Source organism: Hydrogenophaga sp. GW101-3F08 (assembly GCF_059424585.1).
Map to the genome: position 1 here is coordinate 227,227 of NZ_JBWKZP010000004.1, position 12,883 is coordinate 240,109.

13 protein-coding genes are annotated in these 12,883 nt (G+C 66.3%); 5 read left to right on the forward strand and 8 right to left on the reverse strand.

Going from position 1 to position 12,883, the window contains the following annotated elements; all coding sequences use genetic code 11:
• Positions 1 to 251 precede the first annotated feature (251 nt).
• Both AC07YZ_RS13215 and AC07YZ_RS13220 read left to right on the forward strand, forming a co-directional pair.
• Positions 252 to 1,244: an ABC transporter ATP-binding protein gene (locus tag AC07YZ_RS13215; protein WP_226492009.1), complete on the forward strand. Its 993-nt coding sequence runs from the start codon at positions 252 to 254 to the stop codon at positions 1,242 to 1,244.
• The gene (locus tag AC07YZ_RS13220; RefSeq protein ID WP_264181832.1) at positions 1,241 to 2,011 is read left to right on the forward strand and encodes an ABC transporter permease; all 771 of its coding nucleotides are present in this window, start codon (positions 1,241 to 1,243) and stop codon (positions 2,009 to 2,011) included. The genes AC07YZ_RS13215 and AC07YZ_RS13220 overlap by 4 nt, the downstream gene beginning before the upstream one ends.
• A 21-nt stretch (positions 2,012 to 2,032) precedes the next feature.
• Here AC07YZ_RS13220 and AC07YZ_RS13225 read toward each other — a convergent pair whose 3' ends face one another.
• The 8 genes from AC07YZ_RS13225 to AC07YZ_RS13260 all read right to left on the reverse strand — a co-directional run bounded on the left by AC07YZ_RS13225 (position 2,033) and on the right by AC07YZ_RS13260 (position 9,685).
• Complete coding sequence (locus AC07YZ_RS13225) at positions 2,033 to 3,304, reverse strand: D-amino acid dehydrogenase (protein ID WP_494795071.1); 1,272 nt, start codon at positions 3,302 to 3,304, stop codon at positions 2,033 to 2,035.
• Positions 3,301 to 4,257 (reverse strand): ornithine cyclodeaminase family protein, encoded by a 957-nt coding sequence (locus AC07YZ_RS13230; RefSeq protein WP_494795072.1) that lies wholly within the window; start codon positions 4,255 to 4,257, stop codon positions 3,301 to 3,303. Before AC07YZ_RS13230 ends, AC07YZ_RS13225 begins: the two co-directional genes overlap by 4 nt.
• A 34-nt stretch (positions 4,258 to 4,291) precedes the next feature.
• A complete protein-coding gene (locus AC07YZ_RS13235; protein ID WP_494795073.1) occupies positions 4,292 to 5,194 on the reverse strand; it encodes an amino acid ABC transporter substrate-binding protein in 903 nt (300 codons plus the stop codon).
• Positions 5,195 to 5,208: 14 nt separating this feature from the next.
• Positions 5,209 to 6,618, reverse strand: a complete 1,410-nt coding sequence (locus AC07YZ_RS13240; RefSeq protein ID WP_494795074.1) for an amidase — start codon at positions 6,616 to 6,618, stop codon at positions 5,209 to 5,211.
• Positions 6,615 to 7,301 (reverse strand): amino acid ABC transporter permease, encoded by a 687-nt coding sequence (locus tag AC07YZ_RS13245; protein ID WP_494795075.1) that lies wholly within the window; start codon positions 7,299 to 7,301, stop codon positions 6,615 to 6,617. Before AC07YZ_RS13245 ends, AC07YZ_RS13240 begins: the two co-directional genes overlap by 4 nt.
• Positions 7,298 to 7,945, reverse strand: a complete 648-nt coding sequence (locus tag AC07YZ_RS13250) for an amino acid ABC transporter permease (protein ID WP_494795076.1) — start codon at positions 7,943 to 7,945, stop codon at positions 7,298 to 7,300. The genes AC07YZ_RS13245 and AC07YZ_RS13250 overlap by 4 nt, the downstream gene beginning before the upstream one ends.
• 8 nt (positions 7,946 to 7,953) lie before the next feature.
• Positions 7,954 to 8,742: an amino acid ABC transporter ATP-binding protein gene (locus AC07YZ_RS13255; RefSeq protein WP_494795077.1), complete on the reverse strand. Its 789-nt coding sequence runs from the start codon at positions 8,740 to 8,742 to the stop codon at positions 7,954 to 7,956.
• Between the two features lie 73 nt (positions 8,743 to 8,815).
• The gene (locus tag AC07YZ_RS13260; RefSeq protein ID WP_226492001.1) at positions 8,816 to 9,685 is read right to left on the reverse strand and encodes an ABC transporter substrate-binding protein; all 870 of its coding nucleotides are present in this window, start codon (positions 9,683 to 9,685) and stop codon (positions 8,816 to 8,818) included.
• Between the two features lie 151 nt (positions 9,686 to 9,836).
• Here AC07YZ_RS13260 and AC07YZ_RS13265 point away from each other — a divergent pair, with 151 nt between their 5' ends.
• From AC07YZ_RS13265 to AC07YZ_RS13275, 3 genes are all read left to right on the forward strand, one after another.
• Positions 9,837 to 10,937 (forward strand): GlxA family transcriptional regulator, encoded by a 1,101-nt coding sequence (locus tag AC07YZ_RS13265; RefSeq protein WP_494795078.1) that lies wholly within the window; start codon positions 9,837 to 9,839, stop codon positions 10,935 to 10,937.
• A gap of 186 nt (positions 10,938 to 11,123) precedes the next feature.
• Entirely contained in the window at positions 11,124 to 11,843 is a 720-nt protein-coding gene (locus AC07YZ_RS13270) for a FadR/GntR family transcriptional regulator (protein ID WP_226491999.1), read from the forward strand.
• Positions 11,840 to 12,853 (forward strand): L-idonate 5-dehydrogenase, encoded by a 1,014-nt coding sequence (locus AC07YZ_RS13275; protein WP_494795079.1) that lies wholly within the window; start codon positions 11,840 to 11,842, stop codon positions 12,851 to 12,853. Before AC07YZ_RS13270 ends, AC07YZ_RS13275 begins: the two co-directional genes overlap by 4 nt.
• Positions 12,854 to 12,883: the final 30 nt, after the last annotated feature.

Consider the following 12,883-nt stretch of genomic DNA (forward strand, 5'->3'; position numbering starts at 1 on the left):
GTTGCCTGGCCGCAGGGGCACGGCCTTGCCCGGCGGCCTGCGCCGCATTGTCGGGGCTGCGGCCCGCAGCCGCGCAGCGGGCGGCAAATGGCCCCACCGGCGCCAGCGCGCCCATGGGCCAACTCAACCCCCGGCGCTGCAAGGCCGTTGCCATGCCGGTATAAAGTGCAGTTCCCCGACAGCTGCCGCCACCACCCCGCCACGGTTGGCCCCATCCCGCGCGGCAGCGCAGCACACAACGCCAGCACACCATGAACCCATCTCCTGTAGCGGCCGCCTCCGCCGACGCCATCATCAGCGTGCGCGGCCTGAGCAAGACCTACGCCGGCGGCTTCCAGGCGCTCAAGCGCGTGGACCTCGACATCCGGCGCGGCGAAATCTTTGCCCTGCTCGGCCCCAACGGGGCCGGCAAGACCACGCTCATCAGCATCGTCTGCGGCATGGTCAATGCCAGCGAGGGCACGGTGACGGCCGACGGGTTTGACACCGTGCGCGACTACCGCGCCGCCCGCAGCGCCATCGGCCTGGTGCCGCAGGAGCTGCACACCGACGCGTTCGAGACCGTGTGGGCCACGGTGAGCTTCAGCCGCGGCCTGTTCGGCAAGGCGCCCAATCCCGCCTACATCGAAAAGGTGCTGAAAGACCTCTCGCTGTGGGACAAGAAGGACACCAAGATCATGGCGCTCTCAGGCGGTATGAAGCGCCGCGTGCTGATCGCCAAGGCGCTGTCGCACGAGCCCAAGATCCTGTTTCTGGACGAACCCAGCGCGGGCGTGGACGTGGAGCTGCGGCACGAGATGTGGCGCATGGTGCGCGCGCTGCGCGAAGCGGGCACCACCATCATCCTCACCACGCACTACATCGAAGAGGCCGAAGACATGGCCGACCGCATCGGCGTCATCAGCCAGGGCGAACTCATCGTGGTGGAAGAAAAAGACGTGCTCATGCGCAAGCTCGGCAAGAAGCAGCTCACGTTGACGCTGCAGCAGCCCATGCAGCAACTGCCCGAGGCCCTTGGCCGCTGGCCGCTGAGCCTGGCCGCGGACGGCCACGCCCTCACCTACACCTTCGACACCCAGCAGGAAGACACCGGCATCGCCGCCCTGCTGCGCGCCCTGAACGAGCACGGCATCGACTTCAAGGACCTGCATTCCAGCGAAAGTTCGCTCGAAGACATCTTCGTGAGCCTGGTGCACCAGCCGAACGCCCGCCACCAGGGCGACACCCAGAAAGCCTACGCATGAACCGCATCAACCTGCACGGCGTGCGCGCCATCTTCCACTTTGAAATGGCGCGCACCTTTCGCACGCTGGGCCAGAGCATCGTGGCGCCGGTGCTGTCCACCTCGCTGTACTTCATCGTCTTCGGTTCGGCCATCGGCTCGCGCATGGGCGACATCGACGGCGTGAGCTACGGCGCCTTCATCATCCCCGGCCTGCTCATGCTCTCGCTGCTGAGCGAGAGCATTTCCAACGCCTCCTTCGGCATCTACATGCCCAAGTGGTCCGGCACCATCTACGAGCTGCTGAGCGCGCCCGTGAGCTGGGTGGAGGTGCTGCTCGGCTACGTGGGCGCGGCGGCCAGCAAGAGCCTCATGCTCGGCCTGCTGATCCTGGCCACCGCGCGCGTCTTCGTGCCCTACGACATCGCGCACCCGGTGTGGATGGTGGGTTTCCTGATCCTCACCGCCGTCACCTTCTGCCTGTTCGGTTTCATCATCGGCCTGTGGGCCGACAGCTTCCAGAAGCTACAGGTGATCCCGCTGCTCGTCATCACCCCGCTGACCTTCCTGGGCGGCGCGTTCTACAGCATCAACATGCTGCCCGAACCCTGGCAGACGGTCTCGCTGTTCAACCCGGTGGTCTACCTCATCAGCGGCCTGCGCTGGGCCTTCTACGGCGCGGCCGACGTGCACATCGGCGTCAGCACCGGCATGACGCTGCTGTTCATGCTCGCCTGCCTCGCCGTGGTGTGGTGGGTGTTCAAGACCGGGCACCGCATCCGGCGCTGAGCTGCTTCTCAGCCCCGACCATCAGGACGGGGCGCCGCATTCGGTGCTGGTTTCGGTGATCCGCTCCATGGATTCCCGCAGGGGCCAATGGCTCATGATCTGCCGACCCAGCACCACGGCACTGCCCGCAGCCAGCGTGAACCCCAAGGCGCCGTGGCCCGCGTTGACGTAGAGATTGGCCGGCCCCATCTGCCCGATGACTGGCACGGCGGTGGGGGTTGCCGGGCGCAGGCCCGCCCATGGCTGGGTTTCATGGAACTCGCAGGCACCGGGGAACAGCGTGTCCGCCGCCTTCACCATCTGCTGGATGCGGGAAGGGGGAATGGACAGGTCGTGCCCGACCACCTCGGCCATGGCCGCCACCCGAAGGCGCCCTCCCAGTGGCGCAAAAACCGTCTTTCGCCCGAGATCGGTGACGCTGACCGATGGCGCCTTCTCTGTCGAACGAATCGGCAGGGTGATGCTGTAGCCCTTGATCGGACAGATCGGCAGCGACACCTTGACCGACGCGGCCAGCTTTGGGGCCGCTGCACCGTTGGCGATCACAAACACGTCCGCATCGAGCGCGCCGCCGGGCGTCTGTGCCGCAACGATCCGGCCGCCCTTGACGGAAAAACCCGTCACCGCCGTCTCAAAGTGCACCTGCCCGCCCAGGCGCAGCAGGCTCTCCGTCATCTGAAGGCTCAGGGCATGCGGATCGCCCACACATTCGTCGGCCGTCCAGACCCCACCCGAAAACCGCCCCAGATACCCACCCAGCGCGGGTTCCTTGTCCACGCAGGCCTGCGGGCTCAACACGGCCTGCTGGCACCCCAAATCAGACTGGAACCGCACCTGCGCCGCTTGCCGCTGCAACGTGTCGGCGTCCGGACACAGCACGAGCTTGCCGTTGCGCTGAAAAGAAAACTGCCAAGCCTCCCGATGCATCCACGCCTCCAGGGTGGCGCGGCTGAGCTGGGCCAGCATGAGCAACTCCCGGGTGCCCTGGCGCGATTGCCGGGCGTTGCAGGCGCCCAGGAACTTCAGGCACCACCACCACTGGCGCGCGTCCAGTCGCAAGCGAAAGCGCAGCGGCGAGTCGCGCGACAACAACATGGAGGGAAGCCCCAGCAGGGTCGCGGGAGAGGCCAGCGGCTCGACATAGCTGTAGCTGAGCTGGGCACCGTTCGCAAAACTGGTGCCACGCCCCGGCCCCCGTTCGCTGTCAACCAGATGGACCTCGCACCCCTGCAGAGCAAGCTGGTAAGCGGTGGCACAGCCCACGATGCCGGCGCCGACAACACAGACCTTCATGCAACGGCCTCCCGCCATTCGCCCACCAGGCCGGATGGAGACGCGCGCTGGTACGCCAGGTAGGCGCAAGCGGTGTCCGCCAGGCCCGTGCCCACGGACTTGAACACCGTGATGCCCGAGCCGGAATCCGGCCACGGCGCCTTGCCACCATACAGCATGGGCAGGTCCAGCGTTTTGTCCAGTTTCGTGGCTTTCGCCGCGTTCCAGAGAACGATGTCGCCAGCTTCCTCCATGCTCTGAGGCAACCACTCCACGATCACACGCTCCGCCCGATCCAGCGTGGCGTCGTCCAGCTCGCGGCCCTTGGGAGAACTGATGCCGACCGCGGCCACAAAGGCCCGCGACTTCAGCCAATGCCCCAAAAAGACCGGCTCCGTCGAGCGCGTGGCGGTCACCACAACGTCGGCGCCCCGCACAGCCTCTTCCGCTGAACAGGCGTAGACGCTGGCACCGGTGCTGAGCGCGAACTGTCTGCACCAGTCCTCGTTACCCTGTGGATCGACCACGGCAATCTCCTGAAACGGAAACACGCCGCACAAGGCGGCGGCCTGGGCACGGCCCTGCACGCCAGCGCCAAACAGCGCCAGCTTGCTCGCGCCCGCCGGCACCACCTTGCTCGCGATCAGGGCCGTCTGGGCGGCCGTTCGAAAGCGGGTGAGCTCGTTGCCCTCCAGCACGGCGAGAGCCCTGTTGCTATCGAGATCAAACAGGTTGACGAGGAAGCTGAACCGACCGGCCAGTGTGGGATACACCTTGACCGCCGCCACGTTGCGGCCGGTCCAGATGCCTCCCATCGAACTGAGCCGAGCGTCGGCACATTCGCTGCGGGTTCGTGGGTGCACGCTGGCCCGTCCGGCCCCGAAATCCTGGTAGGCCTGGTCCAGCACGTCGATCACGCTCCCGTAGTCAAGGAGCCTGGCGACGTCGGTGTCATGGATGAAGAGTGGTTGCATGGTTCAACGGAGGTGAGCGGGCAGGAAGGCCACGTTAGGGAATGCCGTATTTGTTGGGGAACCGGATGTTCTCTTTCATGTAGATGCTCATGGGGATGCGCAGGCGTTCACCGTCGAACCACTTCCGGTAGATGGACAGCAGTTCCCCCGAACGCATCAGGTCCAACAAGGTGCGATCAACCACCTCCCTCAGCGAGGCATCTCCCTTGGGCAACATGAAGGCGTAGGGCTCCACCGTCATGAACGGGCCCGTGACCGCGAGCAGGTCCTTGAGCCTGGACGTGGCCATCAGCCCATAGAGCAGCACGTCGTCCTGCGCGTACGCGTCGACCGTTCCGTCCTCCAGCAACTTCAACCCCTCGGCGTCCGACCCGACCGTGACCATCAGGACGCCCACCTCCATCTGCATCTTTTTGAAGCGTTCTTCCGCTGTGGTTCCACCGGTGACCGCAACACGCTTGCGTGCGAGGTCATTGACCCTGTTGATCCTCAGTGTCTTCCTGGCGAGCAGTCGAAGGCCGGTGTTGAAAAAGGTGTGGGAAAAATCCACATCCTTCTGGCGGGCCATGGTGTTGGTGTTGCCCCCACACTCCAGGTCGATCGCTCCGGACTTGAGCATCGGGATGCGATCCGATGCCTTGATGGGCAGGAACTCGGGCGTCAGGTCGGGGCGACCCAGCCGTTGGCGCAGCTTGTCGATCACCCGTCGGCAGATGTCGATCGAATAGCCCACGGTCTGACCCTGCGCATCCTGGAAGGCGAACGTACCGGGCGTGGGTATGTACCCCACCCGGATGCGACCGCTGTGGGCCATGCGAGCCAATGCCGGGCTGTCCTGTGGCGAGGGCAAGGCATCCGCGGCCCATGTGGCCAGCGATGAGCCCAGCAGCCATGCGGTCAACAAGCATTGCCTTGACAGGCGCAGCAACAGGTCCATGGCGTTCCCCTTTCCTAGTCGATGCCAGAGGGCCGCAGCCGGTGCCACGGTGTGGCCTGCTCGAAGGCGTGACCCAGGCGAAACACCAGCGGCTCGTCCCAGGGGCGCCCGATGAACTGAATGGAGATGGGCATGCCCTCGGGGGAAAGACCCGCCGGCACGGCCAGAGAACACAGATTCATGAGATTGACGAACCGCCCGAAGCGCGACAGGGGCGTGGCCAGTTCGTCCACGTCGGCCACCGGAATGGCCGAGATGGCGTTGGTGGGAAACACACAGGCCTCGATGCCGTCCATGGCCGCCAGCATGTCGTTGCGTGCGGCATCGCGCGCGCGCAGCAGGTGCAGGTACTCACCGGCGGCCGTGTCGCGCCCCAGCAGGATGCGCCGCCGGATGTTGGTGTCGAACCTCAGGTCGGAGCGTTCAAACAGCGCCCCGAGGTGGTCGTACCCCTCAGCGCTCATCAGCTGGCCGGCGATGCGCATGGAGTCGGCGCAACGCTGGGGAAGCGCCTTTTCAACCAGTTGCATGCCCAGACCCTTGAGCGTGGCCAGGGCCTCGTCGTATGCGGCCAGTACCGCCGCTTCCACCCCCTCCCTTTCCTGCTCGGGCAGGACCCAGAGCCGGGCACCGCGCGGCATCGCATCCACGCCATCCAGGACACGACGAACCGGTGACTGGTGCGACACGGGGTCCAGCGGATCGGCACCGGCCATCACGTCCAGCAAGATGGCGCCATCCCGCACGCTGCGCGCCAGGGGCCCCACCGTGTCATGGGTCGGGCACAGCTCGATCAAGCCGTGTCGACTGATCAGCCCGTGTGTGGTTTTCAGCCCCACCAGGCCGCACAGCCCGGCCGGTATGCGCACCGAGCCACCGGTGTCGGTACCGATGGCCGCGCAAGCCAGGCCAGCGGCCACGGCCACCGCCGATCCGCTGCTGGACCCTCCGGGAATCCGGTGCGTCTGCATGTCCCAGGGATTCCAGGGCGTGCCCATGACCTCGTTCGTGCCCCATCCCCCAAAGGCGTATTCCACCGTGTGGGTCTTTCCGATCACGATGGCGCCCGCGCTGCGCAAGCGCTCCACCACCGTGGCCGTGGTGGTGGATATCCGGGCTGGCAGGGCCACCGAGCCACCCGTGATGGGCTTGCCCTGGATGTCGAACAGGTCCTTCACCGCCACGGTGACGCCGTGCAAGGGGCCGAGGCGAATGCCGGCCCGGCGCAGGCGGTCCATGGCCTGCGCGGTCTCGCGCGCTTCTTCGGCATAGACATCGACAAAGGCGTGCAGCTTGTGGTCCAGCCGCTGGATGCGATCGAGTTGCTGATCCACCAGCTCCACGCTGGTGAGCTCACCCGCATCCAGGGCTTGCATCGCCTCTTCGATGGAGGAAAAAGCGGGATTCAGATGAACAACGCTCATGCCACCCCCAAGACACGTCGACCACGGTTCAACCGCCGTTCCAGCAGACGCGAGAGCATCGACAGCGGAAACGCGATCCCGAAATAAAACAGACCCACCAGCAGGAAGATGTGCAGCGGAAGAAAGGACTCACTGGAAATGGCCCGGGCCGCCAGCATGAGTTCGTCGGTGGCGATGAGCGCGCACAGGGAACTGTCTTTCAACAAGGCCACGTAGGTGTTGAGCAAGGGCGGCAGCATGATGCGCAACGCCTGGGGAAACACCACGTGGGCAAACACCTGCCACGGCGACAGTCCCACGCCCAGCGCGGCCTCCCGCTGGCCCCGGTGGATGGCCGTCAGGCCGCCGCGAAGGATCTCGGCCACATAGGCCGAACCATGCAGGCCCAGGCCCAGCGCGCCGGCCCAATAGCCCGAGAGCGTCACCCCCAACGAGGGGAGTGCGAAGTACAGGGCCAGCAACAGCGCCAGCAAGGGAACCGTTCGAACGAACTGCACGTAGGCATTGGCCAGCGCCGCCAACAGGCCGGATCCGCTGCGCTGCATGGCCACCAGGAGCGCCCCCAGACACAGGGCCAACGCGAAACCCACCAACGAGAGGCGGGCCGTCACGATGGCACCGTCCACCAGCCGCGGGCCCCAGTCGGGCAGGTACTCCAGGTAGGTCAGGAAAAACGCGGTCATCGTGCCTTCTCCATGGTCAGTTCGACCCGTTTGAAACCCCAGGCCACGGGCAGCACCATGGCCGCGTACAACAACATGGCCGCCAGATAGATCAGCGTGGTTTCGAAAGTCGATGTCACCAGATTTCGCGCATAGAACATGATCTCGGGCGCGGCAATGGCCGAGGCGATCGAGGTGTCCTTGATCAGCGCGATGGTGTAGTTCGCCAACGACGGGAACGTCGTGCGAAACATCTGCGGCGCGAGCACGAAGCGCAGCGTCTGGCCCGGCGTCAGGCCGGCGGCCAGCGCCGCTTCACGCTGCCCCACATGCAGCGACTTCAGCCCGGCGGCAAACACGTCACACAGCACCGCAGCGCCGACCAGGCCCAGCCCGATCACGGCCGCGAGCAGCGGCGACAGGCGCACACCGACCGTGGCCAGGCCGAAATACAGGAGAAACAGATGCGCCAGCGCCGGCACGTTGCGCATCCACTCGACGTAGGCCGCCAGGCCCAGTTGCACCAGCCGGTTGTGCGAGAAGACCCGCACCACCGCCAGGAAAAACCCCAGCACGCTGGCGATCACGAAAGCGCCTATGGCCACCTGGAGTGCGGTGACCGCGCCCGTCGCCAGGGTGGCGACAATGCCAGCAAAGGTCCCCATGGCCGTCGTCATGCCAGATGGCCGGCGCCCGCGCCGACCTGCCCCAGGAAGCTGCGCGTGCGGTCTGCGCGCGGCGTGTCAATGACCTCGGCGGCGCTGCCCTGCTCAACGATGTGCCCCTGGTCCATGAAGATCACGCGGTCCGCCACGTCGCGCGCAAACCGGATCTCGTGGGTCACCAGGATCATGGAACGGCCCTCTTCCGCCAGCTCGCGGATCACCCCCAGCACCTCGCCCACCAGCTCGGGGTCCAGCGCGGACGTGGGTTCATCGAACAGGATCAGCTTGGGCCGCTGCGCCAGCGCCCGGGCGATGGCCACCCGCTGCTGTTGACCGCCCGACAGCCGCTCCGGGAATTCATCGGCCTTGTGGCGCAGGTGCACCTTGTCCAGCATCTCCTCGGCCATTTCGTGGGCCTCGGCCCGCGCCATGCCGCCGGCCCGAATCGGCCCGAGCGCCACGTTGTCGCGCACGTTCAAGTGCGGCCACAGGTAGAAGCCCTGGAACACCATGCCGATCTCGGCGCGCTGCGGAGCCAGTTCACGGTCCGACATCAGGCGCAGCCCGCCGCGTCCGTCGGGCAATTGCCCGATGCGCTCGTCCTCCAGAAAGATGGCGCCGCCCGAGGGCCGCTCCAGGAAGTTGATGCACCGCAGGCAGGTGGACTTGCCGGAGCCGCTCGGCCCGATCAAGGACAGGGTCTCGCCCTTCTGCAGATCCAGGGAAATGCCCTTGAGGACGTCAAGCGCGCCGTAGCTCTTCTGGAGCCCATCGACACGCAATAGGTGCTGTTTCATGGTGGGTACGGGTTGGGTCGGAAAATCGACGACGACAAAGGACCGCTGCCACGTGTGGCGCGGTCCTTCGGCATCACTTGCAGCCCGGCAGTGTCCAGTTGGCCGGGCGGTCAACCCCTGCGCGGAAGTTCTTGCCCGCGGGCACGTACCAGACGTCCTGCACCAGGCCGTAGCGCGCGCCGATCTTCTTGAGCTCGCACGTCTGCCACAGCTTGGCGATCTCGGCGTTCACCGCAGCGGCCAACTCGGGGTTGTCCTTGTTCATGCCAAACACCACTTGGCCCAGACCGGTCAGCAGCGGAAAGTCGGGGTTGTTGTCGGTGAACGCGTTGAAGCGCAGGTTCCACTGCGCATTGCGGGAGATGGCGTACTGCACCACCGGCGGATCGCCAATCACGGCGTCGATGCGGCCAGCCAGCAGGTCGCGCACGGCGGCGTCCGAGGTGTCGTACTGGCTCAGTTGCAGGCCATTGATCTTGCGCAGCTCGGGGATGAAGGAGAAGCCGGTGATGGTGCCGACCTTCTTGCCTTCCAGGTCCTTCAGGGTGGACCAGTTCGTCTTGGACGACTGCATGATCCCGTTCTTGAAGTAGTGGATCGGGTCGGAGAGCGTCATGATCTTCGAGCGCTGCTCGGTCCAGCCCATGGTGCCGGCCATCACGTCCACGCGCTTGGCTTGCACCGAGGCGATCGTGCCCGACCACTCCATCAGCGCCGGCTTGACCTTGAGCTTGAGCGCGTCGGCCACCCGCTGCAGGATCTCGCCGTCGTAACCGACCATGCTGCCGTCCTGGTAGCCCGTTCCCGGCATGTCACCGGTGAAGGCAATGGTGAACAACCCCTTCTCGATCGTTTGAGGAGACGGTTGAGCGAAGGCCAGCGGCATGAAAGCCGCGGCACCAAAAACTGCGCACATGGCGCGCACCAGAAACGAGCGCTTCATATCGACTCCAGGAAAAAGGTTGACGAAAAGTGGGGGAAGAAACGCCGAAGGGGCGTGAAACGGATCATCGGTTTGCACCCTGTTTTTGCTGTTGCAGGGGACCGCTGTTAAATTGAACGTATGCGACATGCATGGAAAACCCCTAGCCAGAATGGCCAACCGACCCAGCAAGCCAGGACACACCACGCCGACGCCCGGCACCAATGATGTCGGCGAGGGGGCGGGTGGCCATCTGGTCGACCGGCTGGACGTGGCGACCGGCCGGAACGCCCAGGACGGCGCCGTGGAACTGCGCATTGGCATCCTTCTGTGGCCGCGCTTTCCACTGCTTTCACTGGCGGGTTTGTGCGACGCGCTCCGCCATGCCGCGGACGTGGGCGACCAAAGCCGGCAGGTGCGCTGTTCGTGGAGCGTGTTGGGCCTTCCCGGCACCAGCATCACCGCCAGCTCGGGTGTGGAGATTCCGGTTCAGGAAGCGCTTCGGCCCGGCAAGAAGTTCGACTACATCGCCGTCATAGGGGGCCTGCTGCCGTTCATGGACAGCGTTGAACCCCAGTACCTGGACTTCCTGCGCCAGGTCGATGACGCGGGCACACCCCTCATCGGCATCTGCACCGGCACCTTCGCACTGGCCGGCCTCGGGCTCATGAAAGGCAAGCTGGCCTGCGTGCACCCCTTCCACGTCGACGACTGGAAGCGGATGTTCCCCAAGGAACGCTTCACCACCAACTGCGACCACGTGTTCGACGGCAACCGCATCAGTTGCGCGGGAGGCGTGTCGATCATTGAACTGGCGGCCGAACTGATCCGCATCCACTGCGGGCCGGATCGCGCCGCCAAGGTCGCGCACCAGATGACCGTGTCACAACGGTCCTCCTCGTCGCACATTGCCCGCCGACACGCCCTGGGCTATGCGTCGGTGGACAACGAGAAACTGCGCCAGGCCATCGTGCTGATGGAGAAGAACCTGTCCACCCCACTGGAAATTGGCGTCATCGCCAGGCTGGTGGACGCCAGCACCCGCCAGCTGGAGCGCGTCTTCCTGGCCGAGACCGGCGCATCGCCTTCGGAGTTCTACCGAAACTCCCGTTTGAAATACGGCCGCTGGCTGTTGACCACCACCGACTCGACGGTGAACGACATCGCGTTCGAGTGTGGGTTCTCCGACGCCGCGCACTTCATCAGGCACTTTCAGCAGTGCTATGGCGTCGCGCCCGGGCGGCTCAGAAAAGCCCTGGCGGAGCCACGCTGAGGCCACCGGCCTCATTCGCCTCCTCTGCGCCCCCGTCCAGGCGTCAGCACCTGGCGTCGTCCACCGCGACCGCCCATCCCGGCGCGCGCCTTCCGGGACTTCATCCGGGTAAACCCCAGCACACCCTGGATCCGACGCGGCCTACACTGCGGTCAATTGGTCTGACCAATTTACCAAATCAAGCCCATGCCCTTCCAGCCCATCGAGCCGCGCCGGCTCTACCGCCAGATCGCCGATCAGCTGCGCCACCTCATCCAGAGCGGTGAATTCGCGGTGGGCTCGCGCCTGCCGGCCGAACGCGACCTGGCCGTGAAGATGGGGGTGTCGCGGCCTTCCGTGCGGGAGGCGCTGATCGCGCTCGAAGTCCAGGGGCTCATCGAGGTGCGTGTGGGCTCGGGCATCGTGGTCATTGCCCGCGAGCCGGTGCGGCGGCTGGACAACGCCCACGGCCCGCTGGAAATCATCCGGGCGCGCCAGTTGATCGAATGCGAACTGGCCGCCGTGGCCGCCCGCAGCGAAGACAGCACCCTGGTGCCCGATCTGGAAGAAACCCTGCGCGAGATGGAGGCCGACATCGCCGCACGCACGCTGCCCATCACCGGCGACCGCAACTTCCATCTGCGCATTGCCCAGGCCAGCGACAACAGCCCCTTGCTGGCCGTCGTCACCCAGTTGTTCGACGAACGCAACGGCCCGCTGTTTGCGCGCCTGGGCAGCCACTTCGAGCGCGAAACCACCTGGAGACAGGCGGTGGCCGAGCACCGGGCCGTGGTCAAGGCGATCGAGCGCCACGACCCACAAGCCGCCCGCAAGGCCATGAGCAGCCATCTGGAACATTCCCACGAACGCTTCTCGGCAGGCTGGACCGCACCGGCCGAAGCCGAAGCCCATGGGAGCACTTCGTGAGCCTGGCCTGCACCCTGCACGGCCCGCTGCAACTGAGCATCGAGGAGCTGCCGCCGGTCGAACCGGCCGCGGGCCAGGTGCGTCTGCGCCTGGGCGCGGGCGGCATCTGCGGCTCCGACCTGCACTACTACCAGCACGGCCGCGCGGGCGCGTTCGCCATCCGCGCACCCTTCGTGCCAGGCCACGAAGCCTCGGGTGTGGTCGAGGCCGTTGGCGCCGGGGCCACCCGGGTGCGGGTGGGGCAGAAGGTGGCCGTGAACCCGGCCCATCCCTGTGGCGCGTGCCCGGCCTGCCGCGCGGGCCGCAGCAACCTGTGCGAACAGATGGTGTTCCTGGGCAGTGCCGCGATCTTTCCGCACCTGCCAGGCCTGTTCAGAGAGCAGTTTGTGGTGGCCGAAACGCAACTCACGGCGGTGATTGAGGACGTGAGCCTGGGCGAGATCGCCTGCGCCGAGCCGCTGTCGGTGGGGCTGCACGCGGTGCGCCGCGCCGGCCCCTTGCTGGGCGCCACGGTGCTGGTCACGGGCGCCGGCACCATCGGCTGCATGTCGGTGATCGCCGCGCGGCTGGCCGGCGCGGGCCGCGTGCTGTGCAGCGACCCGAGCGAACGCGCGCGCGACATGGCGCTCACGGTGGGGGCCGACGAGGCCCAGCCCGACACCCGCTCATGGCAAGGCCAAGTGGATGTGGCGATCGAGGCGGCGGGGCATCCGGCCGCGCTCGCCGGCTGCCTGTCGGCCGTGCGGCGCGGAGCCCGCATCGTGCAGGTCGGCACCTTGCCGCCCGAGCTGCCGTTCCCGGCCAACGACATCATGACCCGCGAGCTGGACTACGTGGGTGCGTTTCGGGCCGACGTGGAATTCGACTGGGCCGTTCAGGCCATCCGCAGCCGGCGCGCCGACGTGCGCCCGCTCATCAGCGCACAGATCCCGATCAGCGAATCGAAGGCGGCTTTCGATTTGGCTTTGGACCGCAGCCGCAGCACCAAGGTGCAGCTCATCCCTGGCTAGGGGCCGGCTGACACCGCATCCACAACGACA

Coding starts and splice junctions, on each gene's coding strand:
- AC07YZ_RS13270 (WP_226491999.1), top strand. CDS start 11,124: ATGCCCTTCCAGCCCATCGAGCCGCGCCGGCTCTACCGCCAGATCGCC.
- AC07YZ_RS13250 (WP_494795076.1), bottom strand. CDS start 7,945: ATGGGGACCTTTGCTGGCATTGTCGCCACCCTGGCGACGGGCGCGGTC.
- AC07YZ_RS13240 (WP_494795074.1), bottom strand. CDS start 6,618: ATGAGCGTTGTTCATCTGAATCCCGCTTTTTCCTCCATCGAAGAGGCG.
- AC07YZ_RS13245 (WP_494795075.1), bottom strand. CDS start 7,301: ATGACCGCGTTTTTCCTGACCTACCTGGAGTACCTGCCCGACTGGGGC.
- AC07YZ_RS13235 (WP_494795073.1), bottom strand. CDS start 5,194: ATGGACCTGTTGCTGCGCCTGTCAAGGCAATGCTTGTTGACCGCATGG.
- AC07YZ_RS13260 (WP_226492001.1), bottom strand. CDS start 9,685: ATGAAGCGCTCGTTTCTGGTGCGCGCCATGTGCGCAGTTTTTGGTGCC.
- AC07YZ_RS13220 (WP_264181832.1), top strand. CDS start 1,241: ATGAACCGCATCAACCTGCACGGCGTGCGCGCCATCTTCCACTTTGAA.
- AC07YZ_RS13230 (WP_494795072.1), bottom strand. CDS start 4,257: ATGCAACCACTCTTCATCCATGACACCGACGTCGCCAGGCTCCTTGAC.
- AC07YZ_RS13225 (WP_494795071.1), bottom strand. CDS start 3,304: ATGAAGGTCTGTGTTGTCGGCGCCGGCATCGTGGGCTGTGCCACCGCT.
- AC07YZ_RS13215 (WP_226492009.1), top strand. CDS start 252: ATGAACCCATCTCCTGTAGCGGCCGCCTCCGCCGACGCCATCATCAGC.
- AC07YZ_RS13265 (WP_494795078.1), top strand. CDS start 9,837: ATGGCCAACCGACCCAGCAAGCCAGGACACACCACGCCGACGCCCGGC.
- AC07YZ_RS13255 (WP_494795077.1), bottom strand. CDS start 8,742: ATGAAACAGCACCTATTGCGTGTCGATGGGCTCCAGAAGAGCTACGGC.